Origin of the sequence: Streptomyces sp. NPDC093591, assembly GCF_044764885.1 — a bacterium.
Lineage (GTDB): Bacteria > Actinomycetota > Actinomycetes > Streptomycetales > Streptomycetaceae > Streptomyces.
Genome location: NZ_JBIWIY010000034.1, coordinates 1 through 24,675 on the forward strand (window position 1 = coordinate 1; position 24,675 = coordinate 24,675).

At 70.2% G+C, this 24,675-nt stretch carries 23 protein-coding genes; 11 read left to right on the forward strand and 12 right to left on the reverse strand.

What is annotated here, in order from left to right; all coding sequences use genetic code 11:
- Positions 1-280: 280 nt before the first annotated feature.
- The 5 genes from ACIREI_RS44635 (at position 281) to ACIREI_RS44655 (ending at position 3,114) form a co-directional block, all read left to right on the forward strand.
- The gene (locus ACIREI_RS44635) at positions 281-985 is read left to right on the forward strand and encodes a hypothetical protein (RefSeq protein WP_403346065.1); all 705 of its coding nucleotides are present in this window, start codon (positions 281-283) and stop codon (positions 983-985) included.
- A gap of 54 nt (positions 986-1,039) precedes the next feature.
- Complete coding sequence (locus tag ACIREI_RS44640) at positions 1,040-1,219, forward strand: hypothetical protein (protein ID WP_403346014.1); 180 nt, start codon at positions 1,040-1,042, stop codon at positions 1,217-1,219.
- A gap of 188 nt (positions 1,220-1,407) precedes the next feature.
- Positions 1,408-1,980, forward strand: coding sequence for a BlaI/MecI/CopY family transcriptional regulator (locus ACIREI_RS44645; RefSeq protein WP_403346067.1), 573 nt, complete (start codon positions 1,408-1,410; stop codon positions 1,978-1,980).
- A gap of 9 nt (positions 1,981-1,989) precedes the next feature.
- Positions 1,990-2,553, forward strand: coding sequence for an amino-acid N-acetyltransferase (locus tag ACIREI_RS44650; RefSeq protein WP_403346016.1), 564 nt, complete (start codon positions 1,990-1,992; stop codon positions 2,551-2,553).
- 225 nt (positions 2,554-2,778) lie between these two features.
- Positions 2,779-3,114 (forward strand): Lsr2 family protein, encoded by a 336-nt coding sequence (locus ACIREI_RS44655; protein ID WP_030959275.1) that lies wholly within the window; start codon positions 2,779-2,781, stop codon positions 3,112-3,114.
- A gap of 33 nt (positions 3,115-3,147) precedes the next feature.
- Here the strand turns inward: ACIREI_RS44655 and ACIREI_RS44660 are convergent, their stop codons facing one another.
- Positions 3,148-3,852 (reverse strand): SCO3374 family protein, encoded by a 705-nt coding sequence (locus ACIREI_RS44660; RefSeq protein WP_403346019.1) that lies wholly within the window; start codon positions 3,850-3,852, stop codon positions 3,148-3,150.
- A gap of 432 nt (positions 3,853-4,284) precedes the next feature.
- Between ACIREI_RS44660 and ACIREI_RS44665 the strand changes: the two genes are divergently transcribed.
- Positions 4,285-6,810 (forward strand): ATP-dependent Clp protease ATP-binding subunit, encoded by a 2,526-nt coding sequence (locus tag ACIREI_RS44665; protein WP_403346021.1) that lies wholly within the window; start codon positions 4,285-4,287, stop codon positions 6,808-6,810.
- Between the two features lie 78 nt (positions 6,811-6,888).
- Here the strand turns inward: ACIREI_RS44665 and ACIREI_RS44670 are convergent, their stop codons facing one another.
- Complete coding sequence (locus ACIREI_RS44670; RefSeq protein WP_403346023.1) at positions 6,889-7,533, reverse strand: HAD family acid phosphatase; 645 nt, start codon at positions 7,531-7,533, stop codon at positions 6,889-6,891.
- A 496-nt stretch (positions 7,534-8,029) separates the two neighbouring features.
- On the opposite strand from ACIREI_RS44670, the gene ACIREI_RS44675 reads away from it, so the two are divergent.
- Positions 8,030-8,647: a M23 family metallopeptidase gene (locus tag ACIREI_RS44675; protein WP_403346024.1), complete on the forward strand. Its 618-nt coding sequence runs from the start codon at positions 8,030-8,032 to the stop codon at positions 8,645-8,647.
- 13 nt (positions 8,648-8,660) lie between these two features.
- Here the strand turns inward: ACIREI_RS44675 and ACIREI_RS44680 are convergent, their stop codons facing one another.
- Positions 8,661-9,248 carry a TetR/AcrR family transcriptional regulator gene (locus ACIREI_RS44680; RefSeq protein WP_403346026.1) on the reverse strand — a complete coding sequence of 196 codons (588 nt, stop codon included), beginning with the start codon at positions 9,246-9,248 and terminating at the stop codon, positions 8,661-8,663.
- Between the two features lie 128 nt (positions 9,249-9,376).
- On the opposite strand from ACIREI_RS44680, the gene ACIREI_RS44685 reads away from it, so the two are divergent.
- Positions 9,377-10,969, forward strand: coding sequence for an MDR family MFS transporter (locus tag ACIREI_RS44685; protein WP_403346028.1), 1,593 nt, complete (start codon positions 9,377-9,379; stop codon positions 10,967-10,969).
- A gap of 244 nt (positions 10,970-11,213) precedes the next feature.
- On the opposite strand, the gene cseC is transcribed toward ACIREI_RS44685, so the two are convergent.
- The 6 genes from cseC to ACIREI_RS44715 all read right to left on the reverse strand — a co-directional run bounded on the left by cseC (position 11,214) and on the right by ACIREI_RS44715 (position 16,729).
- The gene (gene cseC, locus ACIREI_RS44690) at positions 11,214-12,644 is read right to left on the reverse strand and encodes a two-component system sensor histidine kinase CseC (RefSeq protein WP_403346030.1); all 1,431 of its coding nucleotides are present in this window, start codon (positions 12,642-12,644) and stop codon (positions 11,214-11,216) included.
- A gap of 11 nt (positions 12,645-12,655) precedes the next feature.
- A complete protein-coding gene (cseB, locus tag ACIREI_RS44695) occupies positions 12,656-13,360 on the reverse strand; it encodes a two-component system response regulator CseB (protein WP_403346032.1) in 705 nt (234 codons plus the stop codon).
- 118 nt (positions 13,361-13,478) lie between these two features.
- Positions 13,479-14,114 (reverse strand): hypothetical protein, encoded by a 636-nt coding sequence (locus ACIREI_RS44700; protein WP_403346069.1) that lies wholly within the window; start codon positions 14,112-14,114, stop codon positions 13,479-13,481.
- A 110-nt stretch (positions 14,115-14,224) separates the two neighbouring features.
- Positions 14,225-14,764 (reverse strand): SigE family RNA polymerase sigma factor, encoded by a 540-nt coding sequence (locus ACIREI_RS44705; protein ID WP_003999062.1) that lies wholly within the window; start codon positions 14,762-14,764, stop codon positions 14,225-14,227.
- Between the two features lie 341 nt (positions 14,765-15,105).
- Positions 15,106-16,062 carry an A/G-specific adenine glycosylase gene (locus ACIREI_RS44710; protein ID WP_403346033.1) on the reverse strand — a complete coding sequence of 319 codons (957 nt, stop codon included), beginning with the start codon at positions 16,060-16,062 and terminating at the stop codon, positions 15,106-15,108.
- Between the two features lie 529 nt (positions 16,063-16,591).
- Positions 16,592-16,729, reverse strand: coding sequence for a hypothetical protein (locus tag ACIREI_RS44715; RefSeq protein WP_403346035.1), 138 nt, complete (start codon positions 16,727-16,729; stop codon positions 16,592-16,594).
- Between the two features lie 156 nt (positions 16,730-16,885).
- Between ACIREI_RS44715 and ACIREI_RS44720 the strand changes: the two genes are divergently transcribed.
- Positions 16,886-17,704, forward strand: a complete 819-nt coding sequence (locus ACIREI_RS44720) for a hypothetical protein (RefSeq protein WP_403346037.1) — start codon at positions 16,886-16,888, stop codon at positions 17,702-17,704.
- A gap of 179 nt (positions 17,705-17,883) precedes the next feature.
- Here the strand turns inward: ACIREI_RS44720 and disA are convergent, their stop codons facing one another.
- Both disA and radA read right to left on the reverse strand, forming a co-directional pair.
- On the reverse strand, positions 17,884-19,008 hold the full coding sequence (disA, locus tag ACIREI_RS44725; protein WP_062703690.1) for a DNA integrity scanning diadenylate cyclase DisA: 1,125 nt from the start codon (positions 19,006-19,008) through the stop codon (positions 17,884-17,886).
- Positions 19,009-19,089: 81 nt separating this feature from the next.
- Entirely contained in the window at positions 19,090-20,499 is a 1,410-nt protein-coding gene (gene radA / locus ACIREI_RS44730; protein ID WP_403346039.1) for a DNA repair protein RadA, read from the reverse strand.
- Positions 20,500-20,686: 187 nt separating this feature from the next.
- Here radA and ACIREI_RS44735 point away from each other — a divergent pair, with 187 nt between their 5' ends.
- Positions 20,687-22,513 (forward strand): hypothetical protein, encoded by a 1,827-nt coding sequence (locus ACIREI_RS44735; protein WP_403346041.1) that lies wholly within the window; start codon positions 20,687-20,689, stop codon positions 22,511-22,513.
- A 34-nt stretch (positions 22,514-22,547) separates the two neighbouring features.
- Here the strand turns inward: ACIREI_RS44735 and ACIREI_RS44740 are convergent, their stop codons facing one another.
- Complete coding sequence (locus tag ACIREI_RS44740) at positions 22,548-23,432, reverse strand: hypothetical protein (protein WP_403346043.1); 885 nt, start codon at positions 23,430-23,432, stop codon at positions 22,548-22,550.
- A 74-nt stretch (positions 23,433-23,506) separates the two neighbouring features.
- On the opposite strand from ACIREI_RS44740, the gene ACIREI_RS44745 reads away from it, so the two are divergent.
- Positions 23,507-24,439 carry a Ppx/GppA family phosphatase gene (locus tag ACIREI_RS44745; RefSeq protein WP_403346045.1) on the forward strand — a complete coding sequence of 311 codons (933 nt, stop codon included), beginning with the start codon at positions 23,507-23,509 and terminating at the stop codon, positions 24,437-24,439.
- Positions 24,440-24,675: the final 236 nt, after the last annotated feature.

Below are 24,675 nucleotides of genomic sequence, written 5' to 3' on the forward strand. Positions count from 1 at the left end.
GGGGTGTCCGCCCGCAGAGTCCGGTGTCAAGGGACGGCACCTCCAGCGCAAGGTCCAGCACCGGACCGAGGACGGACACCCCCCGGCACGGCCCCGACCCACCACACAACCCAAGGCGCTACGCGCACCCCACCCCACAGCAACAGGCCGCCGCAGGCATACACGCGCACCCCCACCACCCGAGTGGCTCCGCACGCCACACCCTCTCCCGTTATGCCGCGTTTGTCTGATTAGCGCGTATCGTCGGCCCATGCCCACGCCATACGGATCCCGCGGCGGCATGGCGTTCGGCGTGGAGGAGCTGCGTGTGCTCCGCCGCGCTCTCGCCCTCGCCCTCCACCCCAGCCCCGCCACGGCCGAGGACGTCCAGGACTGCCTCCGCCTCGCCGAGTCCCTCGACGAGGCCATGCGCGAGGGCGCCCGGATGCGCGCCTTCCTGGTGGCCGACCTCGCCCGCTGCCGCGCCGACCTCCCCGGCTCCGCGGTCGGCTACCTCACCCTGATCGAGGAGGCCCTGAGCGCCGGGTACCACCCGACCTCCGACGACCTCGCCGCCCTGCGGGCCCTGCGCGGCAACCCCACCGCGGCCACCCTCCTCGGCCGCTGCCGGGCACTCGCCGAGCAGGACGTACGAGCCCGCCTCACGCGCCGTACGGCCACCCCGGCCCCCCGCGTCACCCCGACCGTCCCCGGCTCCCGTACGCGCTTCCAGGCCCTCCCTGGAGGCCTCTCCGACGGTTCGCCCACCCCCGCGGTCCGCGTCCCCGCCCAGGATGCCGGCCAGGAACCCGGCAAGCAGCCCCGGAAGAAGCCCGCCGAAAAGCCGGCACCCCCCACACCCGGCCGAGGCCCCGCCCCCGCCCCCGGCCCCACCCCCGCCGCCCCGAAGCCGACGCGCCCCATCCCCACCCCCGGCGAGGTCTTCCCGCGCCGCAAACCGACCCCACCCCCCACAACCCCGCCCCAGCAGCTCGCCGCAGGCTGACGGCCCCCCAACCCCCACCCCGACCGAGCCCCACCCCCTGGCTACCCTGGACGCATGGACTACGTCTCCGCACTCCTCCCCCCGACGGTCATGGCCGTGTTCTTCATCGGTCTGATCAGGGTGATCGTGAAGACCCAGGGCGGAGCCAACAAGGCCAAGGAGGACGCGGCCGTGGACGCCGCCCTCGCGCGCGTGGAGGTCACCCGCCAGGCCCCCGCGAACCCGGAAGCCTGAACCCGGCGCCTGAATCCGGGCGCCGACGCGTCAACGGCGTACGACTCCGAGCCCAGCGCTTTCCGAGTCGTACGCCCTTTTTGTTCCCGTTTGCTAGCTGAAGCGCACGCTCGGCACGCAAACATCGGTATCTCCCACTATTGTGCTGAGCTGTGCCTCGCCCCTTGGGAGAACTCGAAGACGCGGTCATGACGCGGGTGTGGAAGTGGAACCGCCCGGTGACCGTTCGAGAAGTCCTGGAAGATCTCCAGCAGGAACGGTCCATCGCGTACACCACGGTGATGACCGTTTTGGACAATCTCCATCAGAAGGGCTGGGTACGCCGCGAAGCGGAAGGCCGGGCCTATCGATATGAGGCCGTCTCCACACGAGCCGCCTACGCCGCCGCCCTGATGAACGACGCCTGGTCGCAGAGCGACAACCCCGCAGCCGCACTCGTCGCCTTCTTCGGCATGATGAGCGAGGAACAGCGCACGGCCCTGCGGGACGCCGTACGCATCGTCCAGGGCCCGGAAACACCCGAACCCGCACAGCCGCCCGATACGCGCCGCGTTACGAGCGCCGATACCGAGAGCGCCGATACGGGCGGCACCGATACGGGCGGCACCGATACCCCCGCTACCGATACCCGCAGCACAGATACCGGCACCGATACAGCCCCCCATGCCAGCGGCGATACCAGCGGCGATACCAGCCCGGATACCCGTGCCGATACCGGCAGTGAGAACCCCGGCGCGGCGCAGGGGCCCGACGGGCGATAGCGTCCGCTCATGTCAGCAGAGAGCCACTCGGCCGAGAGCTCCTCGGCGGAGAGCCCAGAAGTCACCGCAAAAGCCATCACCGTCCGGCGGGCCCGCACCAGCGATGTCGAGGCGGTGCGTCGTCTCCTTGACGAGTACGTCCAGCGTCGCATCCTGCTCGACAAAGCCACGGTGACGCTTTACGAGGACATCCAGGAGTTCTGGGTCGCCGAACGTGACGACAACGGCGAGGTCGTCGGCTGCGGCGCCCTGCACGTGATGTGGGAAGACCTGGCGGAAGTCCGCACTCTGGCGGTGAAGCCCGGCCTGAAGGGCGCCGGCGTCGGCCATCAGTTGCTGGAGAAGTTGCTGCACACCGCGCGCTGGCTCGGCGTTCGCCGGGTTTTCTGCCTGACCTTCGAAGTGGACTTCTTCGGCAAGCACGGCTTCGTCGAGATCGGCGAGACGCCGGTGGACACCGATGTCTACGCGGAGCTGCTGCGTTCCTATGACGAGGGCGTGGCGGAGTTCCTCGGTCTCGAACGAGTGAAACCGAACACCTTGGGCAACAGCCGGATGCTTCTGCATCTGTGATCGCCGCCCGCTATTCCGGCGGCCGACCCTGCCCAGGTGCCCTATGTCCGAAACGCGCATGTTTCCGGACCGCGGTCGGCCTGTGGGTCTCTCCCGGGGGTTTGTGTTTTTCCAGCAAAAGCGGTTTGCTTTCCGACGTACTGCAGTACTGCATATAACAGGGGACGGCGAAACGGCGGACGCCGCAGACCCCCGGCCCTCAAGTTATCGATGAAAGGAAATCCGGTGGCACAGAAGGTTCAGGTCCTTCTTGTCGACGACCTCGACGGCGGCGAGGCGGACGAGACCGTGACGTTCGCGCTGGACGGCAAGACGTACGAGATCGATCTCACGACTGCCAATGCGGACAAGCTCCGTGGCCTTCTCGACCCTTACGTGAAGGGCGGTCGTCGTACCGGAGGCCGCGCTTCGGGCGGGCGTGGAAAGGCGCGCGCCGCTTCCGGTGGCAGCCAGGACACCGCGCAGATCCGCGCGTGGGCGAAGGAGAACGGTTACGAGGTCAACGACCGCGGCCGCGTCCCGGCGTCCATTCGCGAGGCCTACGAGAAGGCGAACGCCTGATCAGAGGTCAACGCCTGATCCGAGGGCAACGCCTTATCCACGGACGGCGAAAGGCTGGGCGCATCCGCGTCGCAGTCGCAGGCGGTGGCATTGCGTTGCCACCGTGGCCAGAATCCGCACCAGATCGGGGGCGCCCCCACCGCCCCCCATGGCCGACAGTGTCGGCAGCGAGGCCTCGACCTCGCCCCCAGGCTCGGGGGGTCGCAGCCACACGGCGGCCCCCTGCACGGCGTCGGAGCGGCCCAGGGGAAGCGGCCGCGCCTCACCGGGCTCCGGCACGCCAGGACGTCGTACGGCCTCCGTCGATCGCGTATCGAGAGGCCGTACGGTCATGACCGGCCCCTGCTCCGGTGGCAGGGGCGCCTCCATGAGGTCGCCCTCGCCGAGCGTCGCCAGGTCCAGGGGCAGCGTGCCCCAGTCCAGCCAGTCCATGACCCCCGGCACCTCCTGGGCGCTGCCCGCGGACATGAGCAGCAGCATCCGCTCGCCCCGGACGGCCACCGGGGAGCGGGGCGCCAGATGGCGCAGTGCCGCGCTCCCCGCCTCGGCGGGGACGTCCAGGACGTCGAAGCGCAGACCCACGCGAAGGCTCAGGGGGAATCCCGGCGGCCCGGGCACCACCGGCCACCCCAGTTCGTTCTCGTACCACCGGCGGACCTGATCGCTCGGATCGAGCGGCCGACGGGGGAAGGGGATCGTGGCGGAGTTCGTGGTGGTCGAGAGGCGGGTGCCGAACATGCCAAGTGCAACCGCCGAATGGACGTGCGGGTTACGCTGGGTGTCCTGGCGTATGCGCAGAGTGCTGGAAACGGGGGCGCGCGGGGGTGTGGGGTGGCGCAAGGTTGTTCGCCCGTAGCGGAGGGAACCGGGGGGCGCGGCATGGAGTGTCAGTCCCAGCGGGTAAGACATCCCTAGTGGGAGGGGGCGACACGCAGGACAGTGGGTCTCACGTTCGCCATCGGCGTACTGATGGTGAGGGTAACCACCTGGCCTGCGGGAACATCGTCTCGCACCATCGGGTTGGAGCAGATGTCGGCGTTAGCGGGGTCAGGAGGCCATCGACGGTGTCGGCAGTTGGAATGAGCGGTCCCCGCTTGCGGGACTAAGCTGCGGAAGGACAGGGAGGGGAAGTTCCCCCCACTGCCTGACCGCTCTGAGGAGCGATTAACGATGTTCGAGAGGTTCACCGACCGCGCGCGGCGGGTTGTCGTCCTGGCTCAGGAAGAAGCCCGGATGCTCAACCACAACTACATCGGCACCGAGCACATCCTCCTGGGCCTGATCCACGAGGGTGAGGGTGTCGCCGCCAAGGCCCTTGAGAGCCTCGGGATTTCGCTCGAGGCGGTCCGCCAGCAGGTGGAGGAGATCATCGGCCAGGGCCAGCAGGCCCCGTCCGGGCACATCCCCTTCACCCCCCGTGCCAAGAAGGTCCTGGAGCTGTCGCTCCGCGAGGCCCTTCAGCTGGGCCACAACTACATCGGCACGGAGCACATCCTGCTCGGCCTGATCCGTGAGGGCGAGGGCGTCGCCGCCCAGGTCCTGGTCAAGCTGGGCGCAGATCTCAACCGGGTGCGGCAGCAGGTCATCCAGCTGCTCTCCGGCTACCAGGGCAAGGAGACCGCCACCGCCGGCGGGCCTGCCGAGGGCACGCCCTCGACGTCCCTGGTCCTCGACCAGTTCGGCCGGAACCTCACCCAGGCCGCTCGTGAGTCCAAGCTCGACCCGGTCATCGGGCGCGAGAAGGAGATCGAGCGGGTCATGCAGGTGCTGTCCCGCCGTACGAAGAACAACCCGGTCCTGATCGGTGAGCCCGGCGTCGGCAAGACCGCCGTCGTCGAGGGCCTCGCCCAGGCCATCGTCAAGGGCGAGGTGCCCGAGACCCTCAAGGACAAGCACCTCTACACCCTCGACCTCGGCGCGCTGGTCGCCGGCTCCCGCTACCGCGGTGACTTCGAGGAGCGCCTGAAGAAGGTGCTCAAGGAGATCCGCACCCGCGGCGACATCATCCTGTTCATCGACGAGCTCCACACGCTGGTCGGTGCGGGTGCCGCCGAGGGCGCCATCGACGCGGCTTCGATCCTGAAGCCGATGCTGGCCCGCGGTGAGCTGCAGACCATCGGCGCCACCACGCTGGACGAGTACCGCAAGCACCTGGAGAAGGACGCGGCCCTGGAGCGCCGCTTCCAGCCCATCCAGGTCGCCGAGCCGTCCCTGCCGCACACGATCGAGATCCTCAAGGGTCTGCGTGACCGGTACGAGGCCCACCACCGGGTCTCCATCACGGACGAGGCGCTGGTCCAGGCCGCCACCCTGGCCGACCGGTACATCTCGGACCGCTTCCTGCCGGACAAGGCGATCGACCTGATCGACGAGGCCGGTTCCCGGATGCGCATCCGCCGGATGACCGCGCCGCCGGACCTGCGCGAGTTCGACGAGAAGATCGCCGGTGTCCGCCGGGACAAGGAGTCCGCGATCGACTCGCAGGACTTCGAGAAGGCCGCCTCCCTCCGCGACAAGGAGAAGCAGCTCCTGGCCGCCAAGGCCAAGCGGGAGAAGGAGTGGAAGGCCGGCGACATGGACGTCGTCGCCGAGGTCGACGGCGAGCTGATCGCCGAGGTCCTCGCGACCGCCACCGGCATCCCGGTCTTCAAGCTGACCGAGGAGGAGTCCAGCCGCCTGCTCCGCATGGAGGACGAGCTCCACAAGCGGGTCATCGGCCAGAACGACGCCGTCAAGGCGCTGTCGAAGGCGATCCGCCGTACGCGTGCCGGTCTGAAGGACCCGAAGCGCCCCGGTGGTTCGTTCATCTTCGCCGGCCCGTCCGGTGTCGGTAAGACCGAGCTGTCCAAGGCGCTCGCCGAGTTCCTCTTCGGTGACGAGGACGCGCTGATCTCCCTCGACATGTCGGAGTTCAGCGAGAAGCACACGGTGTCGCGTCTCTTCGGTTCGCCCCCCGGCTACGTGGGCTACGAAGAGGGTGGCCAGCTGACCGAGAAGGTCCGCCGCAAGCCGTTCTCCGTCGTCCTCTTCGACGAGGTGGAGAAGGCCCACCCGGACATCTTCAACTCGCTGCTGCAGATCCTGGAGGACGGTCGCCTGACCGACTCCCAGGGCCGGGTCGTGGACTTCAAGAACACGGTCATCATCATGACGACCAACCTCGGCACCCGGGACATCTCCAAGGGCTTCAACCTGGGCTTCGCGGCCTCGGGTGACACGAAGACCAACTACGAGCGCATGAAGAACAAGGTGTCGGACGAGCTCAAGCAGCACTTCCGTCCCGAGTTCCTCAACCGCGTCGACGACGTGGTCGTCTTCCCGCAGCTGACCCAGGACGACATCCTGCGGATCGTCGACCTGATGATCGGCAAGGTGGACGAGCGCCTGAAGGACCGGGACATGGGCATCGAGCTCTCCCAGTCCGCCAAGGAGCTGCTGTCCAAGAAGGGCTACGACCCCGTGCTGGGCGCCCGGCCGCTGCGCCGGACCATCCAGCGCGAGATCGAGGACTCGCTGTCGGAGAAGATCCTCTTCGGCGAGCTGCGTCCCGGTCACATCGTGGTCGTGGACACCGAGGGCGAGGGCGACGCCAAGACCTTCACCTTCCGCGGTGAGGAGAAGTCGGCGCTGCCGGACGTCCCGCCGATCGAGCAGGCGGCCGGTGGAACCGGGCCGAACCTGAGCAAGGACGCCTGACCCTCCGGGGGTTGAGCCGAAGAAAGGGGCCGGTGCTTATCCGCACCGGCCCCTTTCGCATGCCCGAAGGCGGGTGGCTTACGACAACTGGCCGTCGTAGTCCGGCAGCTTGTACGTCTTCTCGGCGTGGCCGCCCGACAGGTCGGTGGCGCTGTTGCCGATGTTCGCGATGATCGTGTAGCCCTTCGACTCGATGTCGGCGCGCTGGGCCGTCTTGTACACGGCGACGTCCTTGAAGAGGTCGCCGAAGCTGCGCACGTAGAGGCCGGAGACCTGGTAACCGACGTGCTTGAGGTTGTAGTCGGTCACCGAGTAGATGATGCCCGGGCGGGCGGTCACGAAGAACAGGGAGACGCCGTGCTCCTGGGCGTACTTGGCGGCCTCCAGGACCGGCCCGTTGGCCGGCTGCGGGTAGCTGAAGCCGAAGTCCGTCTCCAGGGTGGTGTTGTCGATGTCGAAGACGATCGCCTGCTTCTCACCCGGCTTGGTGTTCGCGATCCGCTGCTTCAGGTACGGCAGCGCCTGGTCCATCACCGCCTGGCAGTCCTTCTGCCAGGTGCCGTAGTCGACATCCGCCGCGGACGCCGTTGCTTGCGTGCCGATGGCGGTGGTGGAGGTGCTCGTCGCGGTCGTCGCGGCATCGGCGGGAACCGCGAGGGCCACGAGGGCCGCCGCGGAGACGGTGCTGACCGATATTCGGCGAGCCCAGGGGCGAAGCGTCATGTGGGGGGTCCTCTCACGTCACGTGCGCTGTGGTGGTCGCGAGCATGTTCGTGCGCGGGGGTGGCTGATGGGGAACCAAGGGGTTACCGGACGGTAGCTCAACTTGAGGCGTCGCTCACATAGTTGGGCGCGGATTTGTTGCGGAAAAGCGGAGGGGAAGGCGTAGCGCCCGTCACATTCCGGGGTCTCGCGATTGCGCTCGGCGGTGACATGCCGCACAGGCGATTTGTCCGTTACTAGCGGGAATAGTGGAAACGGGCTACAGGACAAAAAGGGCGTTCGCCTCAAAAGCTGGCCCAGGATTTCAGCGTCAGTACGGGTTCGTCCGTATTGGGTGCTCTGTCAAGACACGGGGAATTTTGTGGGGGAGTACTAGAGTCCGTCGTAGATCAGGGGTTTTGGGGTTCGAGGGGGGCCGGGTTACCAAGGGATGGCCATTCGGCGAGGACTTGTCCGCCGGGTGGTTTTCTCTGTCGTCGTCCCCATGAGGTTTCGAATGTCCCCGCGCTTCTCGTTCCGTTCGTCCCGTACGTCCTCGATCCGCAACCGTGCCGCTGTGCTGGCCGCCGGCCTGGGGGCCACGGTCGTGCTGGGCGCCGGAGGCGCGGTCGCCGCCGAGATGACCTCCGCCACCGGTGTCTCCACCGCCGTACAGGCGCAGGCCGCCGCGAAGAAGGCCCCCGCCAAGAAGGCCGTCTCCTGGGTGAGCCCGGTGAAGAAGTACACGAAGTCCGCCAGCTTCGCCCAGGCGGGCGGCATGTGGCAGTCCACCCACAGCGGGCAGGACTTCGCCGTCGCCAGCGGTACCCAGGTCGTGGCCGCGCACGGCGGCACCGTCGTCAAGGCCGGCGGCAACGGCGCCGGTGACGGTCCCGCGTACGGCAACGCCGTCGTCATCAAGCACGGCAACGGGACCTACTCCCAGTACGCCCACCTGTCGCGCGTCGACGTGAAGGTCGGCCAGGTCGTCAAGACCGGGCAGCAGATAGCCAAGTCCGGCAACACCGGTAACTCCAGCGGGCCGCACCTGCACTTCGAGATCCGTACGACCGCCAACTACGGCTCCGCTGTCGACCCCGTCGCCTTCCTGCGGGCCAAGGGCCTGAAGATCTGACGGACCGGTCCGTTCAGACGCCCTTGTGCGCCTGGGTGATCAGATCCGTGGCGACCTCGAGGATGGCCTTGCGCTTTTCCTCGGGGTCGCCTTCGAGGTCCTTCAGGACGAACATCCCGGCGTGCATCGTGAACAGGGCGCTGATGCAGCGGACCTGGTCGACGAGGTCGGCATCCGGGTCGATGACGATGTCGCGCATGCCGAGCATGCGGTTCTTGAACATCTCGCCGATGCTCAGCTCGCGGACGGTGGCCTGGTTCTCCTGCATGAAGCGGAAGAGCGGGGCCGCGCCGGTCAGGATCTCGCTGTAGCGGCGTACGATCTCCTGCTTCGTCTCCAGCGTGTGCGGCTGCCGCTTACCCCACTCGATCAGGTCCTCGATCGGCTGCGTCAGATCCTCGAAGAGGCTGACGATGATCTCTTCCTTGGTCTTGAAGTGGTAGTACAGGGCCGCCTTCGTGACCTCCAGGCGCTCGGCGATCTCGCGCAGGGAGGTCTTCTCGTAGCCCTGCTCGGCGAAGAGTTCGAGGGCCACGTCCTGAATGCGCTGGCGGGTGTTCCCGCGGCGCCGCTGCTTGGTGCCGTCCATGGTGCCACCCATCCTCGTACTCCTCGACTTTCCATAAAACTTACTTGACGCCCGGCTAGTTACGCGCCTAACTTCCCTGAGTGTAGACAACTAGCCGGGCGGCAAGTAAGTGCAAGCAAGTGGCTGGGGGAGTGGGAATCATGGCGGACACGAAGACAGCTGAGCCGGAGGCGGCGGATCCGGGCGTGAAGCAGCCGAAGAGCGTACGGGTCGTGCTGCTCGCGCTGATGATCACGATGATGCTCGCGATGCTCGACAACATGATCGTGGGCACGGCGATGCCGACGATCGTGGGTGAGCTGGGCGGTCTGGAGCATCTGTCGTGGGTCGTGACGGCGTACACGCTGGCGACCGCGGCCTCCACTCCCCTGTGGGGCAAGCTCGGCGACATGTACGGGCGCAAGGGCGTCTTCATGTCGTCGATCGTGCTGTTCCTGATCGGCTCCGCGCTGAGCGGCATGGCCCAGGACATGGGGCAGCTGATCGCGTTCCGGGCGGTGCAGGGGCTCGGTGCCGGTGGCCTGATGGTCGGCGTCATGGCGATCATCGGTGATCTGATTCCACCGCGGGAGCGGGGCAAGTACCAGGGCATGATGGCCGGCGTGATGGCGCTGGCGATGATCGGCGGGCCGCTGGTCGGTGGCACCATCACCGACCACTGGGGCTGGCGCTGGGCCTTCTACATCAACCTGCCGCTCGGTGTCGTGGCGCTGGGTGCGATCAGTGCCGTACTGCATCTGCCGAAGAAGCGGGCTCAGGCGCGGATCGACTATCTCGGGGCGGCGCTGCTGACCGTGGGGATCACCGCGATCGTGCTGGTCACCACGTGGGGTGGTACGGAGTACGCCTGGACATCCGCGATGATCATGGAGCTCGTCGGGATCGGGGTCGCGGCGCTCGTCGGGTTCGTGTTCTGGCAGACCAAGGCGGCGGAGCCGGTGGTGCCGCTGCACATCTTCCGCAGCCGGAACTTCACGCTGATGTCGGTGATCGGGTTCATCACCGGGTTCGTGATGTTCGGTGCGACGTTGTTCCTGCCGCTGTACCAGCAGTCGGTACAGGGTGCTTCCGCCACCAATTCCGGGCTGCTGTTGCTGCCGATGCTCGGGGCGATGCTGGTCACCTCGATGGTCGCCGGTCGGGTGACCACGAACACCGGGCGGTACAAGGTGTTCCCGGTCGTCGGCAGTGTGCTGATGGTCGTCGGGCTGTATCTGCTGTCGTTGATGGACACCGGGACCAGCCGGTTCACGTCCGGTGTGTACATGGCCGTGGTCGGGCTCGGTATGGGCTGTCTGATGCAGATCACGATGCTGGTCGCGCAGAACAGTGTGGAGATGAAGGACATGGGTGTCGCGTCCTCGTCCACCACGCTCTTCCGCACGCTCGGGTCCTCGTTCGGTGTCGCGATCATGGGGGCGCTGTTCAACAGCCGGGTGCAGGACGTCATGGCCGAGCGGGGCGGGGCGTTGGGGGCGAAGGTGACCGAGCAGTCGGCGCAGCTGGACGCGAAGGGGCTGGCGAAGTTGCCGGCCGCTGTGAGCGAGGCGTACAAGCACGCGGTGTCGGCCGGTACGCACTCGGCGTTTCTCCTCGGGGCCGTGGTCGCCGTGGTCGCGTTGGTGGCGGCTGTGTTCGTGAAAGAGGTGCCGCTCAGGGGGGCCGGGGCGAAGGGGGACGCTGGGGCTCCGGACGGTTCTGCGGACAGGGTTGCGGTGGTGGAGGCCGTCTGAGTGGGCGGTGTGTGGGGGCCCTCGGGGATGTTCTGCCCGGGGGCTTCTTTGTTCCCCCCCCCCGCCGCCCCTACCCGTCCCATCCCCAGGGGCGCTGCCCCTTCGACCCCGCCCTCCTGGGGGCCTGCGGCCCCCAGACCCCCGCTTCGGCCCTGAAGGGGCCTTGTCCTCAAACGCCGGACGGGCTGAAATGCACGGGCCGGCGCCGGGAAGTGACCGGACGGCTCCCCTCCCCGTAGACCCCCTACGGCAGCATCGGGTAGCTCCCCGTGTTCGTCGGTGCGTGCTCCGGGAGCCAGAGGACGGCCACCGCGCCCTCTGACGGCACGTGGTCCGGGGCGCCCGGCGGGCGGATGTTGCGGAAGGTCAGACGGGCGCCGAGGACGCGGGCCTGGCCTGCCGCGATCGTCAGGCCGAGGCCGTGGCCGTGGCCCGAGCGGTCGCTGCTGCCGGTGCGGAAGCGGCTGGGGCCGTCGGCGAGCAGGTCCTCGGGGAAACCGGGGCCGTGGTCGCGGACCCGGATGACCCGGCCTTCGACGCTGACCTCGATCGGCGGCCTGCCGTGCTTCGCCGCGTTCGCCAGCAGGTTGAACAGCACCCGCTCCAGGCGTCGAGGGTCGGTCGTGACCTCCGACTCGTGGATGACCCGCACCTCGATGGCGGGATCCTTCGCCGCCACCCGCCGACTGACGAACTCGCCCAGCATGATGCCCTGCAACTCGGCCCGCTCCGATGCGCTGTCCAGGCGGGCCACCTCCAGGACGTCCTCGACGAGCGTGCGCATCGCCTTCGCCCGGTCCAGGACCAGTTCGGTGGGCCGGCCGGGAGGCAGGAGTTCGGCCGCCGTCAGCAGGCCCGTCACCGGCGTGCGCAGCTCGTGCGCGATGTCCGCGGTGACCCGGCGCTCCGCCTCCAGCCGCTGCTGCAACGCGTCCGCCATGGCGTCCACCGCGCTCGCCAGGTCGTCGGTCTCGTCCCGTACGACACCCCCGATGGCGTCCCGCACCCGCACGTCCGGCTCCCCGCTCGCGACCTGGTTCGCCGCGGCCGCCGCCTTGCGCAGCCGGCGCGACAACTGCCCGCCGATGAGCACGCCGAGCGCGCTGCCGCCGAGGACGACCGAGACGGAGCCGATGATCATGGCCTGGTCGAGGCGGTTGAGGATGTGCTCACTGCGGTCGGTCCAGCCGGTGCGCAGCGACAGCACACGACCGTCGTTGAGCGGTACGGCCGCCCAGATGTCCGGCGCGCCGCTCGGGGTGTCGGTCACATACGTCGCCCGCCGGCCCTCCTCGACCTTCTCCCGCAGTGCCGCGGGCAGTTCCGGGTCGTTGATCGAGGCGTTGGGGAAGTTCAGCCGCTTGGACTGCTCATAGCTGCGCTGGGCGATCTGGACGCGCTCGTCCGCGAGGTCGCGCGCGCTGTCCAGCATCGAGACCCGGGCCTGGTTGTGCACGACCAGGCTCAGCACGATCGCCACGAGCGCGCCGACCAGCGCGATCGCCGCGCTCAGCTTCCACCGCAGGCCCGTGCGAATGGCCACCCTGCTGCCCGTGAGCCTGCTCGCGCGTATGCCCGTACGGCCGATCACGCCCTGACCCGCGATGTCCGCCGAGTCCGTGAGCCCCGCGTGCCCGGCGCCGGACGCGGCCGCGTGTCGAAAGGTCCCCCTCATGTCCGCCCCGCTCAGGCCTTCAACTTGTAGCCGAAGCCACGGACCGTCTCGATGCGGTCCTGGCCGATCTTCGTCCGCAGCCGCTGCACATGCACGTCGACCACCCGGGTGTCACCGCCCCAGCCGTAGTCCCACACGCGCTCCAGCAGCTTGTCCCGCGAAAGCACCGTGCCCGGCGCGGAGGAGAACTCCAGCAGCAGCCGCATCTCGGTCGGCGTGAGCGCCACCGGCTCCCCGGCCCTGCGCACCTCCATGCCCTCGGTGTCGACCTCGAGCTCGCCGAAGGTCAGGACCCCGCCGGTGGCCGCCGCCCCGGCGTCGTCCGCCCGGTCGTCGCGGCCCGCGTGCCCGAAGCGGCGCAGCACGGCGCGGATCCGCGCGACCAGCACGGCACCGTCGAACGGCTTGGTCACGTAGTCGTCCGCGCCCGCCTCCAGGCCCAGCACCACGTCGATCGAGTCCGCGCGCGCCGACAGCATGATCACCGGTACGGTCGACTCGTCGCGGATACGGCGGCACAGGCTGACGCCGTCCAGGCCCGGGACCATGACGTCCAGCAACGCGATGTCCGGCCGGTTCGCCCGGAAGGCCTCCAGCCCCGACAGCCCGTCGGGCATGGCGGTGACCGCGAAGCCGTCCCGCTCCAGGGCGAGCTGGGTGGCCTCGCGGATGACGTCGTCGTCCTCGACGAACAGAACGTGGGTCTGGTCTGCCATCCCGGTGCTCTCAGTCCTCGTGTGCCGTGTGCCGTATGTACTTGGAGGTGCGTCGTGCGTGTCCACTTGGGGGACGCGTGAACCGGCCGATGCGTTCACCGCTGCCGCGGGTGGGTGCTCAGCTGTCGGGCGCCGCCGACTCGTCACCGCCACCGAGAGTGCCGTAGTAGGTGCGCGCGCGGTGCTTCACGACGAAGTGGTCGGAGGTCCACAGATATTGGATCACGTACTCGCTGGACGGGTTCGAAAGCGCGTCGTCCTTGGCGTACACCTGCTTGGTCACCACCAGCAGACCGCGGTCGATCTCGGCGTAGACCGGCGGCTCCTCGGCCTTGAACACATTGCGGTAGGCGCCGCGCTGCTCGCGGTACACGTACGAGGCGACGCTGATCTCGTCGCCGCAGGACAGGACGTTGATCACGATGTCGTCCGCCGGGCCGCCGGTCAGATCGCCGTAGGACACGTCGACGGGATAGTCGTCGGACACGCACGGCTTCAGCTCGCGCTTGACCTCCGCCGAGACGGCGGGGTCCGCCTTGACCAGGCGGACGGCCTCCGCCGGGTCCGGGGCGGCCGAGGCGGAGGGAGATGCCGCGAGCGACGCCGAGACGGTCGAGCCGCCCGCCACGTCGTGCGCCGGTCCCTCGTCGCGGGCGCCGGTGCCGCCGGTGGCGCACGCGGAGGCGAAAAGGGCGAGGGCGACGACCACGGCCACCGCCGTGAACGCCGCCTGCAAGGTTCCCCGGGCGGTCACGTGCCCGGGGCGGTCGGGGCCGACGTCCTCGGAATCCCCGTCCGTGTCCCTGTCACCCTGGTCCGTGTGCCCGGTCCTGCCCGTGTGTCCGGTGCCGCCCGCTGTCGTGCCTAGGCCGCGCAACGCTCCCGCTCCTCACGCTCCAGCGCGCGTGCGTCCAGATCGCGGCTCTCCAGCTCCTCGCGGAGCCGGGCGAGCGCCCGGTGCAGCGTGCTCTTGACCGTTCCGGCCGACATGCCGAGGGCGGCGGCCGTCTCCTCCGTGGACATCTGCTCCCAGTGTCGCAGCACCACGACACTGCGCTGCTTGGGTGCCAGCACCTTCATGATGTCCATCAGCAGGGCGCGGTCGGCGTGCTGCTCGGTGGAGTCGTCGACCGAGGCGTCCGGGAGCTGCTCGGTCGGCACCTCCTCCAGCTTGCGGGCCCGCCACCACTCGGTGCGCGTGTTGATCATGACCCGGCGCAGGTAGGCGTCCGCGAGTCGCTTGTCCGCTATGCCGTCCCAGCGGTGGTACGTCCGCACCAGCGCCGTCTGCAGCAGGTCCTGGGCGTCCACCGGGTCCGGGACCAGTCGGCGGGCGCTGCGCAGCAGCGCGTCCTGCCGGGTGCGGACGTACTCCTCGAACTCGAGCACCTCTCCCTGCGCCATCTTGACCGCCTCCGATTCCCCGTGTCCGGCCGGCCGTTCGCCGTCGGTCTCACTGCCTGTGGTTCGTAGTCGTCCCCGCCTGTCGGGTACGGAAATGAAGCTACGGAGGCGTTGTCACGGGGCTGTCCGAAGCAGCCTGCGGCTAGCGCTCGGCTGTCCGTCGGTTGTGTAACGGAATCAGGAAAGGGGTAAAACGGTCGATCGTTTGGTGTGGGTATGGGGTGATTTGGCGGGATGGTGGTCGTGCGGCGGCCATGCGACGCCTGTGTGTGGTGTGTTGCAGAGGGCCTACGGCTGTGATGTGACTGTGCGTCAGGCGGGCTGGCCGGCCGGGGCGGGCATCAGGTCAGCGGCAGCCGGTACAACCCGCCCGGCAACGGCTCCACCAGACCGTCCGCGACCAGGCCGTCCAGGGCGCGGGCGCGCTGCACCGGCTCGTGCCACACCCGGTCGAGGGCTGCCTGCGGGACGGGCGTGTGGGCCTCGCGGAGTACGGCGAGCAGCTTGCCGCGCACCTGGCGGTCGGTGCCGGCGTACGTCTGTCCACGGCGCGGCGGCCCGTCGTGCTCCGGCTTGCCCGCGAGCCGCCAGGCGCACTGCGCGGCGATCGGGCAGCGGTGACACGACTCGTTCTTCGCCGTGCACACCAGCGCGCCGAGTTCCATGGACGCGGCGGCCCAGCGTGCGGCGGTGCGCTCGTCGTCGGGGAGCAGGGTGCGGGCGAGCTTGCGCTCGGCGGCGGTGGTCGCGTTCGGGGGGTACTGCACACCGGTGACGGCGCGGGCGAAGACCCGGCGGACGTTGGTGTCCAGTACGGGGTGGCGCTGGCCATACGCGAAGGAGGCCACCGCGGCCGCCGTGTACTCGCCGATGCCGGGCAGCGCGAGGAGCTGGGCATGGTCGGTCGGTACGTCCCCGCCGTGCCGTTCCGCTATGGCGACGGCGGCACCGTGCAGCCGCAGCGCGCGGCGCGGGTAGCCGAGCCGGCCCCAGGCGCGCACGGCCTCGCCGGGGGCCTCCTTGGCGAGGTCGGCGGGGCGGGGCCAGCGGGCGAGCCACTGTTCGTAGACGGGCAGGACGCGGTTCACGGGCGTCTGCTGCAGCATGAACTCGCTGACCATCACCCCCCAGGGGCCGGCCTCGGGGCGCCGCCAGGGGAGGTCGCGGGCGTTTTCGTCGAACCAGTCGATGACGGTTTCTTGCAGAGGCTGGGCGAGTTCTTGCAGAGGCTTGGCGAGAGGGGCGTCCGAGCCGATGTCGGCGGGGTGGCTGTGCGGGGGTTTCGTGGGCGCAGTCATGGCCTTCCGATCCTGCCATGCCGGTGGCGGTCGGGTGGGTAGGTGCGGGTTCCGGTGCGTTGTGGCTGGTGGTTGAGGTGGGGTGCGGTTCGTGGGGGCTTGCGGTCCCCAGCCCTCTCGGCACGGCGCGGATCGCGCTGCCCGCCGTCGCGTCGACTCGCCCTCTTGGGCGCGGTTGGCGAGCTGCGGCCCGGCGCGTCGGTCCACGACCGCGTTCAGGTCCTGCCGGAACACACCGCGCGAGCGGCGAACTCCTCGTTTCCGTCGACCACTTCGGCCTCTCTCCGACGACGAGGAGCGGCTCGCCGCCAAGGACGTGATCCCCAGGGTCGTCGGCCTGTCCCAACGCCCTTCCGCAGATGAGGGGTTGTCACCGGGCCGACGTGGCCCTGCTGGACATTCGTACGCCTCGAACGCTCCCCGGTGACAACGGACTTGAGGAGCTCACCGCGGAGGTGCGCCATAGCTGTGGCCAGAGGTGCAAGGGCCGCGATCGCGAACGCTCGGGTGGTGTCCGCCCGGCTCGCCATCAAGTGGCGACGAACAGCTCCGCGAACAGCAGCAGTCCGGCCTCCGTCCATATCCCGGCGGCGTGTTGTACCCACCTTGGAGTGTCGTGGGCGAAGCCGGTGATGTCCCGGTAGAGCGCGGCGTCCTCGAAGCCCATGGTCACGGACCGTAGGCGGCGGGCCGTTACCGTCACACCGGGTGGTCGTCGCAGCGCGGGTGATGGATGGCTGCCAAGATGATGATCCGGAAAAGTTGCGGACTTCGGCGGCGGGTGGAGCAAGCTGGCGCACCGATCTCTCGTACAGTTTGCGCCGTGGGATCTCTGCGCAATCCTGTCGGGCCGCTTCCCTCCTCCATCTACTGGCGCCGGAGGGTCGTCATGCTGTCCGTGGTCGCCGTGTTGGCACTGCTGACCACCTGGGTGCTCACTTCGGGCGGCGGAGGCGGCAACAACGACGCGGGCGGGTCCGACGGCAAGAATCCCGAGCCCTCGACGATCACGCCGGGGCCGTCGACTTCGGGGCCGGCGATCAGTCAGGCGCCGGGCGGGCGGGACGAGTCGCCCGGCGGCGGGGACTCCGGCGGCTCGGGCTCCGGTGACGGCACGGGCGCCGGGGGCGACGGTTCCGGCGGCTCCGCAGGGTCGGACGGCTCGGGCAGCGGATCCGCGGGCGGCGGTTCGGGGACCGGCGTCGGCGTGGACGACACGGTGGCCGCGGGCTCCACGCTGAGCGACTGCATCGCGGGCGCGGTGAAGGTGACGGTGAGCAGCCTCCACAACGCGTACGAGCCCGGCCAGACGCCGGCCCTGCTGCTGACCGCGACGAACACCTCCAGCTACGACTGCAAGATCGATCTCGGTCCGAAGAACTCGGTGGTGACGATCACTCAGGCGGGAGCCGAGGACGACTTCTGGTCCTCCGCCGACTGCCCCAAGGTCTCCGGCAGCCTGGTGTTCCGGGTGCCCGCCGCTTCGGCCATCACGTACACGGTGAAGTGGGACCGCCAGGCGAGCGCTCCGCAGTGCGCGACGCCCGCCGCGGGATCGGCCAAGCCGGGGACGTATCTGGTGGAGGCCAAGACCCCCGGGTTCGGGACGGCGCAGACATCGTTCGTGCTGGAGAACGACTAGGCGCCGCGCTGAAGTGGCCGCGACGGGGCGCCGGTTGTCCGCGTCGTGACCCCGTCGTGCTGCGGGGCCGTCGTGGCTGGTCGCGCCCACGCGGCGGCGGCCACATGCCGAACGCGCGGCCGCCGCATGACGATGACAGCCCCGCGCCCCTTCAGACCTGCTGGACCTGGACAGGCCCGCTAGACGTACCGCTCCAGGATCGAGCTCTCTGCCAGCCGCGACAGCCCCTCGCGCACGCTCCGCGCCCGGGCCTCGCCCACGCCGTCCACGGTCTGCAGGTCGTCCACGCTGGCGGCGAGCAGCTTCTGCAGGCCGCCGAAGTGCTCCACCAGGCGGTCGATGATGGCGCCGGGCAGCCTCGGCACCTTGGCCAGGAGGCGGAAGCCGCGCGGGGAGACCGCCGAGTCCAGCGCCTCCGGGGATCCCGTGTAGCCCAACGCCTTTGCCACCGTGGCCAGTTCCAGGAGCTCGGCGTGGGTGAGGGCGTCCAGCTCGTACAGCGCCTCGTCGACCGTGCGCGAGCGCTTGGCCGTCGGCTCGGGGACGTAGTCGCGCACCACGAGCTCACGCTCGGGCTCCACGCCCGCGATCAACTCGTCCAGCTGGAGCGCCAGAAGGCGGCCGTCGGTGCCCAGCTCCACCACGTACTCGGCGATCTCGGTCGCGATACGGCGCACCATCTCCAGGCGCTGGGCGACCGCGGAGACGTCGCGGACCGTCACCAGGTCCTCGATCTCCAGCGCTGACAACGTTCCCGCGACCTCGTCCAGGCGGAGCTTGTAGCGCTCCAGCGTCGCCAGGGCCTGGTTGGCGCGGGAGAGGATCGCCGCCGAGTCCTCCAGCACGCGGCGCTGGCCGTCGACGTACAGCGCGATCAGCCGCATCGACTGGGAGACCGACACGACCGGGAAGCCGACCTGCTTGCTGACCCGGTCCGCCGTACGGTGCCGGGTGCCCGTCTCCTCCGTCGGGATCGTCGCGTCGGGCACGAACTGCACGCCCGCCCGCAGGATCTTCGACAGGTCGGACGACAGCACGATGCCGCCGTCGAGCTTGCACAGCTCCCGCAGCCGCGTCGCCGCGAACTCGACATCCAGGACGAATCCGCCCGTACACATCGTCTCGACCGTCTTGTCGAAGCCGAGCACGATGAGCCCGCCGGTGTTACCGCGGAGCACTCGCTCCAGTCCGTCCCGCAGGGCCGTGCCGGGTGCCACCGCGCTCAGCGAGGCGCGCATCAGGCCATCGGAACCGGCACTCCCACCGGACTTTCCGGGAGCTGCTACCCGGTCGTTGGCTGCCACTGCACTCCTCCGGTCGCAGGTTCTGGGGCGCTCCCGTTTCGCACACTTGGTTCGTACGGACGGGCGGGACCAGGGCAAAGTCTACCGGCGCTCCTCCTCGTCCCGTGGGGCCTCTCGCCGACGCGAGCGCGGAAGGACCCGGAGGGCGTCCCCTATGTCGGCCACTTCCAGCACCTTCATGCCGGAAGGGATCTTGCCCGGGTCGCCCGGCACGAGCGCGTGCGTGAAGCCCAGCCGGTGCGCTTCGGCGAGCCTGCGCTGCACGCCCGTGACCCGTCTGACCTCGCCCGCGAGGCCCACCTCGCCGATCGCGACGAGGTTCTTGGGCAGGGGGGTGTCGCTGGCGGCGGAGGCGAGCGCGAGGGCGACGGCGAGGTCCGCCGCGGGCTCCGACAGCTTCACTCCGCCGACCGTCGCGGAGTAGATGTCCCGCTTGCCGAGCGCGCTGATCCGCCCGCGCTGCTCCAGCACGGCCAGCATCATCGAGACCCGGGACGTCTCCAGGCCCGACGTCGTACGGCGGGGCGAGGGGATCTGCGAGTCGACCGTGAGCGCCTGGACCTCGGCCACCAGGGGGCGGCGGCCCTCCAAGGTGACCGTCAGGCAGGTACCGGGGACCGGTTCGGCACGACGGGTCAGGAAAAGTCCGCTCGGGTCAGTAAGGCCCGTAATGCCCTCGTCGTGCAGTTCGAAGCAGCCGACCTCGTCCGTCGCGCCGTAGCGGTTCTTGACGCCTCGCACGAGGCGCAGGCGCGCGTGCCGGTCGCCCTCGAAGTGCAGCACCACGTCCACGAGGTGTTCGAGGAGGCGGGGGCCGGCGATGGCGCCGTCCTTGGTGACGTGTCCCACAAGGAGCGTGGACATCCCGCGCTCCTTGGAGGCCCGGATCAGAGCGCCGGCCACCTCACGGACCTGTGCCATGCCGCCGGGCGCGCCGTCGATCTCCGGGGAGGCCACGGTCTGTACGGAGTCGAGGATGAGCAGCGACGGCTTCACCGCGTCCAAGTGGCCCAGGACGGCGGCCAGATCGGTCTCGGCGGCGAGATAGAGGTGGTCGTCGATGGCGCCGATGCGGTCGGCGCGCAGCCGCACCTGGCTCGCAGACTCCTCGCCGGTGACATAGAGCGTGGGGTGCGCGTCACTCGCCGACTTGGCCGCCACGTCGAGCAGCAGTGTGGACTTGCCGACGCCGGGTTCGCCCGCGAGGAGGACCACCGCGCCGGGCACCAGGCCACCGCCGAGGACACGGTCCAGCTCCGGCACGCCGGTGGACCGCGCGGTCGCCTGCCGGCCGTCGACCTGCCCGATGGGCACCGCGGACGTCGTCACCCGCCCCGGCGTCGTCGTACGGACCGCGGGCGCGCCGTACTCCTCGACCGTCCCCCATGCCTGGCACTCGGGGCAGCGGCCGAGCCACTTGGCCGTCTGCCAGCCGCACTCCGTGCAGCGGTAGGACGGGCGGTCCTTCGTGGTCTTGGTACGGGCAGCCATGCGAAGAACCGTAACCGAGCCCACTGACAACGCCGTGCGGCGGAAGCGCCTCGTCCTGGCCGCCTCGCCATGCACAAGTCACGGAATCCCGTGCCCCTGCCCTCGATTGAGGGATCGTTTCACCCGTACGGAGTAAAAGAGCTCAAGCAGGGAGAAGGCGCCACCCGCAGCCCCCTACGGTCCACCAATGATGAGCAGCAGTCCGGAGACCTCGACCCGCACCGCCGGCGCGCATCGGGCGCATCGGGAGGCGCGTGATCGTGCGGCGGCGCGAACGCTGGCGCAGCGGCCGCCCGCGCGCTACGAGCCGTATCTGGACGGGCTGTTCACCTACTGCCTGTCCGTCCTGTGCGACCACGACACCGCGACCGCCGCCCTCGGCGACGCCCTCGCGCTCGCCGAGCGGCGCGGTCAGCGGGTGCCGCAAGCCGCCGCGGACCGGCGGCCCTGGCTGTACGCACTGGCCCGCTGGGCGTGTCTGCGCAAGCTGGCCGAGGCCAAGCAGAAACGTCCGGGCAGCCATGCGGCGGCCAGGCCCGGCGCCCATCGGCCGACCGGGGCACAGGCGGGAGCGCCGGCTTCCTGCCCGCCCGTCTCCGAGGAGGGCCGGCGGCAGCGGCACCGCGAACTCGCCCTGCTCGCCTGGCCGGAGGCCGCCGGCACCACCCCGGAGCAGCGCGAGGCCCTCGAACTCGCCGTACGCCACCACCTCGCGGCCCACGAGGTCGCCGCCGTCCTCGGCATGGACGTGGCCGCCGCCCGCGAGCTGCTCGCCTCCGCCGCCTGCGAGGTCGAGCGCACGCGCGCGGCCCTCGCCGTCGTCGAGACCGGCGCCTGTCCGAGCGTCGCCCGGCTCACCGGCGACAACCAGCTCGTGCTCGGCACGGCCCTGCGCCGCGAGCTCATCCGGCACGTCGACGACTGCCCGCGCTGCCGCCGTACCGCCGAGCGCGCCATCCCCGGCCGGTGGCCCGGCGCGGCCGTCACCCCCGCCGAACTGCCGGTCCTGGAGGCGCCCCGCGCGGCCCTGCACATGGCCCTCGCACACCACTCACGCGCGCGTGGCGCCGCCGTACCGCGCTTCGACCGGCGTGGCTTCCCGATGGACCCGAAGGACCGCGCCGCCCGCCGGGACCGGCTACGCGCGCGTGCCGTCACCACGACCGTCGTCGCCACCGTCGTCGCCGCCCCGGTCCTCGCCCTGTGGGCCGCCTACCGGTCCACCCCGACCGGCGAGGGCGTCGACGGCCACTCGGCCAGCGCGAGCGAGGCGCACGGGCCGGGCACCCTCGACGGGGACGCAGCGGACGGCGGCTACGAGAACGCCGGCAACGCGAGCGCCAAGCGCGGTGACCGTTTCGGTGATCGCGACCAGTCCGATGTCTCCGTGCAGGTCATCAGCGTCGGTGGGGCGCGCGGGGCGGACGCCGGGCGCCTGGAGGTGTCCGCCGGCCACAGCGGCGACACCACGCTCGTCACCCTCACGGCGACGGGGCGTACGCCGGTGCGCTGGTCCGCGACCACTGGTGCGCACTGGCTCTATCTGAGCCGGTCGGCGGGAACGCTGGCGCCCGGTGAGTCGTTGACGATCAAGGTGTACGTCGATCATCTGCGCGAGCCGTCCGGGCACTGGAGCGCGCGGGTGGCGATCTCACCCGTCGGCGCCCTCGTCTCCATCGAGGGCTACGGCACCGCCCCCAGCCCGTCCGACCCGGGCCCCGGACCCGACCCGTATCCCACCGACCCCACTCATCCCGGCGATCCGACCGACCCCGGGACGCCCGGCAGTCCGCCGCCCTCGTCCTCCGGGCCCGATCCTTCGCCGACGACGTCGGCTCCGTCCGACCCCACGCCCAGCGAGCCGCCGCCCTCGTCGCCCGATCCGACGCCCACGGCCGGCGAGCCGTCGCCGTCGGGTTCGTCCGGCCCGTCCGGCCCGTCCGGCCCGGCCGATCCGGGGGGCTCGGCGCCGCCGCCGAGCGGCAGCGGCGATCCGAGTCCGGCGACGTCGTAGTGCGCCGGTGGCGGGTCGGTCCCCGGTCGGACTCCTAGTCGACGGGGTCCGCCGGATGCGGTGCCAGCAACGGCAGCTGCGACGCCAGCCGTGCCTCGCACAGCTCGACCAGGCGGTCGTAGCCCGCCTTGCCCATCAGCTCCGTCAGTTCCGGCCGGTAGGACACGTACACCGGGTCGCCCGCGCCGTGCGCCGAGGTCGCCGAGGTGCACCACCAGTGCAGGTCGTGGCCGCCCGGGCCCCAGCCGCGGCGGTCGTACTCACCGATCGACACCTGCAGCACGCGCGTGTCGTCGGGCCGGTCGATCCAGTCGTACGTCCGCCGCACCGGCAGCTGCCAGCAGACGTCCGGCTTGGTCTCCAGCGGCTCGCGGCCCTCCTTCAGGGCCAGGATGTGCAGCGAGCAGCCCGCGCCGCCGGCGAAACCGGGGCGGTTCTGGAAGATGCACGAGCCGTTGTAGGGGCGCGTCTGGCGGTCGCCGTCCTCGTCCTCCGAGATCCAGCCGTGCTCCATGCCCTCGTCGTGGTGCTGCCAGATCTCCGGCGTGAGCCTCGCCACATGTTCGGCGACCCGCTTCTCGTCGTCCTCGTCCGAGAAATGTGCGCCCAGCGTGCAGCAGCCGTCGTCCGCGCGGCCGGCCTGGATGCCCTGGCAGCCGCTGCCGAAGATGCAGTTCCAACGGGAGGTCAGCCATGTCAGATCGCAGCGGAAGACCTGCTCGTCGTCCGCCGGATCAGGGAACTCCACCCATGCGCGCGAGAAGTCGAGCCCCTTCTCGTCCGGTTCAGGGGAGCCGTTCTTCGACTTCTTGGGCTTGGTTGCTGCCTTCGCCTGCGAAGAACCCGTGGAGGAACCCTTCGAGGGACCCTTGGGGGATTTGTCCATCTTTTCGTTCTTCGCCTTTTTCGTCTTTGGCACGGGACCAGGGTACGGCGTCCGTGGGTGCGGCTTCGAGGACGGAGGATCGCCCAGGTGGCAGTAGCGTTCCGTACATGAGACTCGGTGTCCTCGACGTGGGATCTAACACCGTGCATCTGCTGGTGGTGGATGCACACCCTGGCGCGCGCCCGTTGCCCGCGCACTCACACAAGGCGGAGCTGCGCCTTGCCCAACTCCTCGACGACAGCGGGGCCATCGGTCCCGAGGGGGTCGACAAACTGGTCGGCGTCGTCCATGAGGCGTTGCAGGCCGCCGAGGACAAGGGTGTCGAGGAAGTGCTGCCGTTCGCGACGTCGGCGGTGCGGGAGGCCACCAACGCCGATGACGTTCTCGCGCGCGTGAAGACTGAGACCGGGGTTGAGCTGCAGGTTCTCAGCGGTGCGGAGGAGGCTCGGCTGACGTTTCTCGCCGCCCGGCGGTGGTTCGGGTGGTCGGCCGGGAAGCTGCTGGTGCTGGACATCGGGGGCGGGTCCCTGGAGATCGCGTACGGCATCGACGAGGAGCCGGACGCGGCGGTGTCGCTGCCGCTGGGGGCGGGGCGGCTCACGGCCGGCTGGCTGCCGGGGGATCCGCCCGATCCTGAGGACATACGGGCGCTGCGGCGGCATGTGCGGGCGCAGATCGCTCGTACGGTCGGCGAATTCAGCCGCTTCGGGGCTCCTGATCATGTGGTCGCCACGTCGAAGACGTTCAAGCAGCTCGCCCGCCTCGCCGGCGCGGCCCGCTCCGCGGAGGGCGTGTACGTCCAGCGCGAGCTGAAGCGGGAGTCCTTGGAGGGATGGGTTCCGCGGCTGGCCGGGATGACGGTCGCCGAGCGCGCGGAACTGCCGGGCGTTTCGGAGGGGCGCGCGGGGCAGTTGCTGGCGGGGGCGTTGGTGGCTGAGGGGGCGATGGATCTGTTCGGGGTGGAGACGTTGGAGATCTGTCCTTGGGCGTTGCGGGAAGGCGTGATTTTGCGGAAGTTGGATCACTTGTCGGTGGGGTGACGGGTGCCTCCGGCGGTTGGGCCGGGGGTGCCTGCGGCGGCCTGTTGCTGTGGGGTGGGGTGCGCGTAGCGCCTTGGGTTGTGTGGTGGGTCGGGGCCGGGGGGGGGGGGGGGGGGGGGGGGGGGGGGGGGGGGGGGGGGGGGGGGGGGGGGGGGGGGGGGGGGGGGGGGCGGGGGGGGGGGCGCGCCCCCCCCCCCCCCCCCCCCCCCCCCCCCCCCCCCCCCCCCCCCGGGGGC

Excerpts from the sequence above, each read along its gene's own strand:
- ACIREI_RS44635 (WP_403346065.1), top strand. The coding sequence starts at position 281 with ATGGCGTTCGGCGTGGAGGAGCTGCGTGTGCTCCGCCGCGCTCTCGCC.
- ACIREI_RS44640 (WP_403346014.1), top strand. The coding sequence starts at position 1,040 with ATGGACTACGTCTCCGCACTCCTCCCCCCGACGGTCATGGCCGTGTTC.
- ACIREI_RS44645 (WP_403346067.1), top strand. The coding sequence starts at position 1,408 with ATGACGCGGGTGTGGAAGTGGAACCGCCCGGTGACCGTTCGAGAAGTC.
- ACIREI_RS44650 (WP_403346016.1), top strand. The coding sequence starts at position 1,990 with ATGTCAGCAGAGAGCCACTCGGCCGAGAGCTCCTCGGCGGAGAGCCCA.
- ACIREI_RS44660 (WP_403346019.1), bottom strand. The coding sequence starts at position 3,852 with ATGTTCGGCACCCGCCTCTCGACCACCACGAACTCCGCCACGATCCCC.
- ACIREI_RS44665 (WP_403346021.1), top strand. The coding sequence starts at position 4,285 with ATGTTCGAGAGGTTCACCGACCGCGCGCGGCGGGTTGTCGTCCTGGCT.
- ACIREI_RS44670 (WP_403346023.1), bottom strand. The coding sequence starts at position 7,533 with ATGACGCTTCGCCCCTGGGCTCGCCGAATATCGGTCAGCACCGTCTCC.
- ACIREI_RS44675 (WP_403346024.1), top strand. The coding sequence starts at position 8,030 with ATGTCCCCGCGCTTCTCGTTCCGTTCGTCCCGTACGTCCTCGATCCGC.
- ACIREI_RS44680 (WP_403346026.1), bottom strand. The coding sequence starts at position 9,248 with ATGGGTGGCACCATGGACGGCACCAAGCAGCGGCGCCGCGGGAACACC.
- ACIREI_RS44685 (WP_403346028.1), top strand. The coding sequence starts at position 9,377 with ATGGCGGACACGAAGACAGCTGAGCCGGAGGCGGCGGATCCGGGCGTG.
- cseC (WP_403346030.1), bottom strand. The coding sequence starts at position 12,644 with ATGAGGGGGACCTTTCGACACGCGGCCGCGTCCGGCGCCGGGCACGCG.
- cseB (WP_403346032.1), bottom strand. The coding sequence starts at position 13,360 with ATGGCAGACCAGACCCACGTTCTGTTCGTCGAGGACGACGACGTCATC.
- ACIREI_RS44705 (WP_003999062.1), bottom strand. The coding sequence starts at position 14,764 with ATGGCGCAGGGAGAGGTGCTCGAGTTCGAGGAGTACGTCCGCACCCGG.
- ACIREI_RS44710 (WP_403346033.1), bottom strand. The coding sequence starts at position 16,062 with ATGACTGCGCCCACGAAACCCCCGCACAGCCACCCCGCCGACATCGGC.
- ACIREI_RS44715 (WP_403346035.1), bottom strand. The coding sequence starts at position 16,729 with ATGGGCTTCGAGGACGCCGCGCTCTACCGGGACATCACCGGCTTCGCC.
- radA (WP_403346039.1), bottom strand. The coding sequence starts at position 20,499 with ATGGCTGCCCGTACCAAGACCACGAAGGACCGCCCGTCCTACCGCTGC.
- ACIREI_RS44735 (WP_403346041.1), top strand. The coding sequence starts at position 20,687 with ATGATGAGCAGCAGTCCGGAGACCTCGACCCGCACCGCCGGCGCGCAT.
- ACIREI_RS44745 (WP_403346045.1), top strand. The coding sequence starts at position 23,507 with ATGAGACTCGGTGTCCTCGACGTGGGATCTAACACCGTGCATCTGCTG.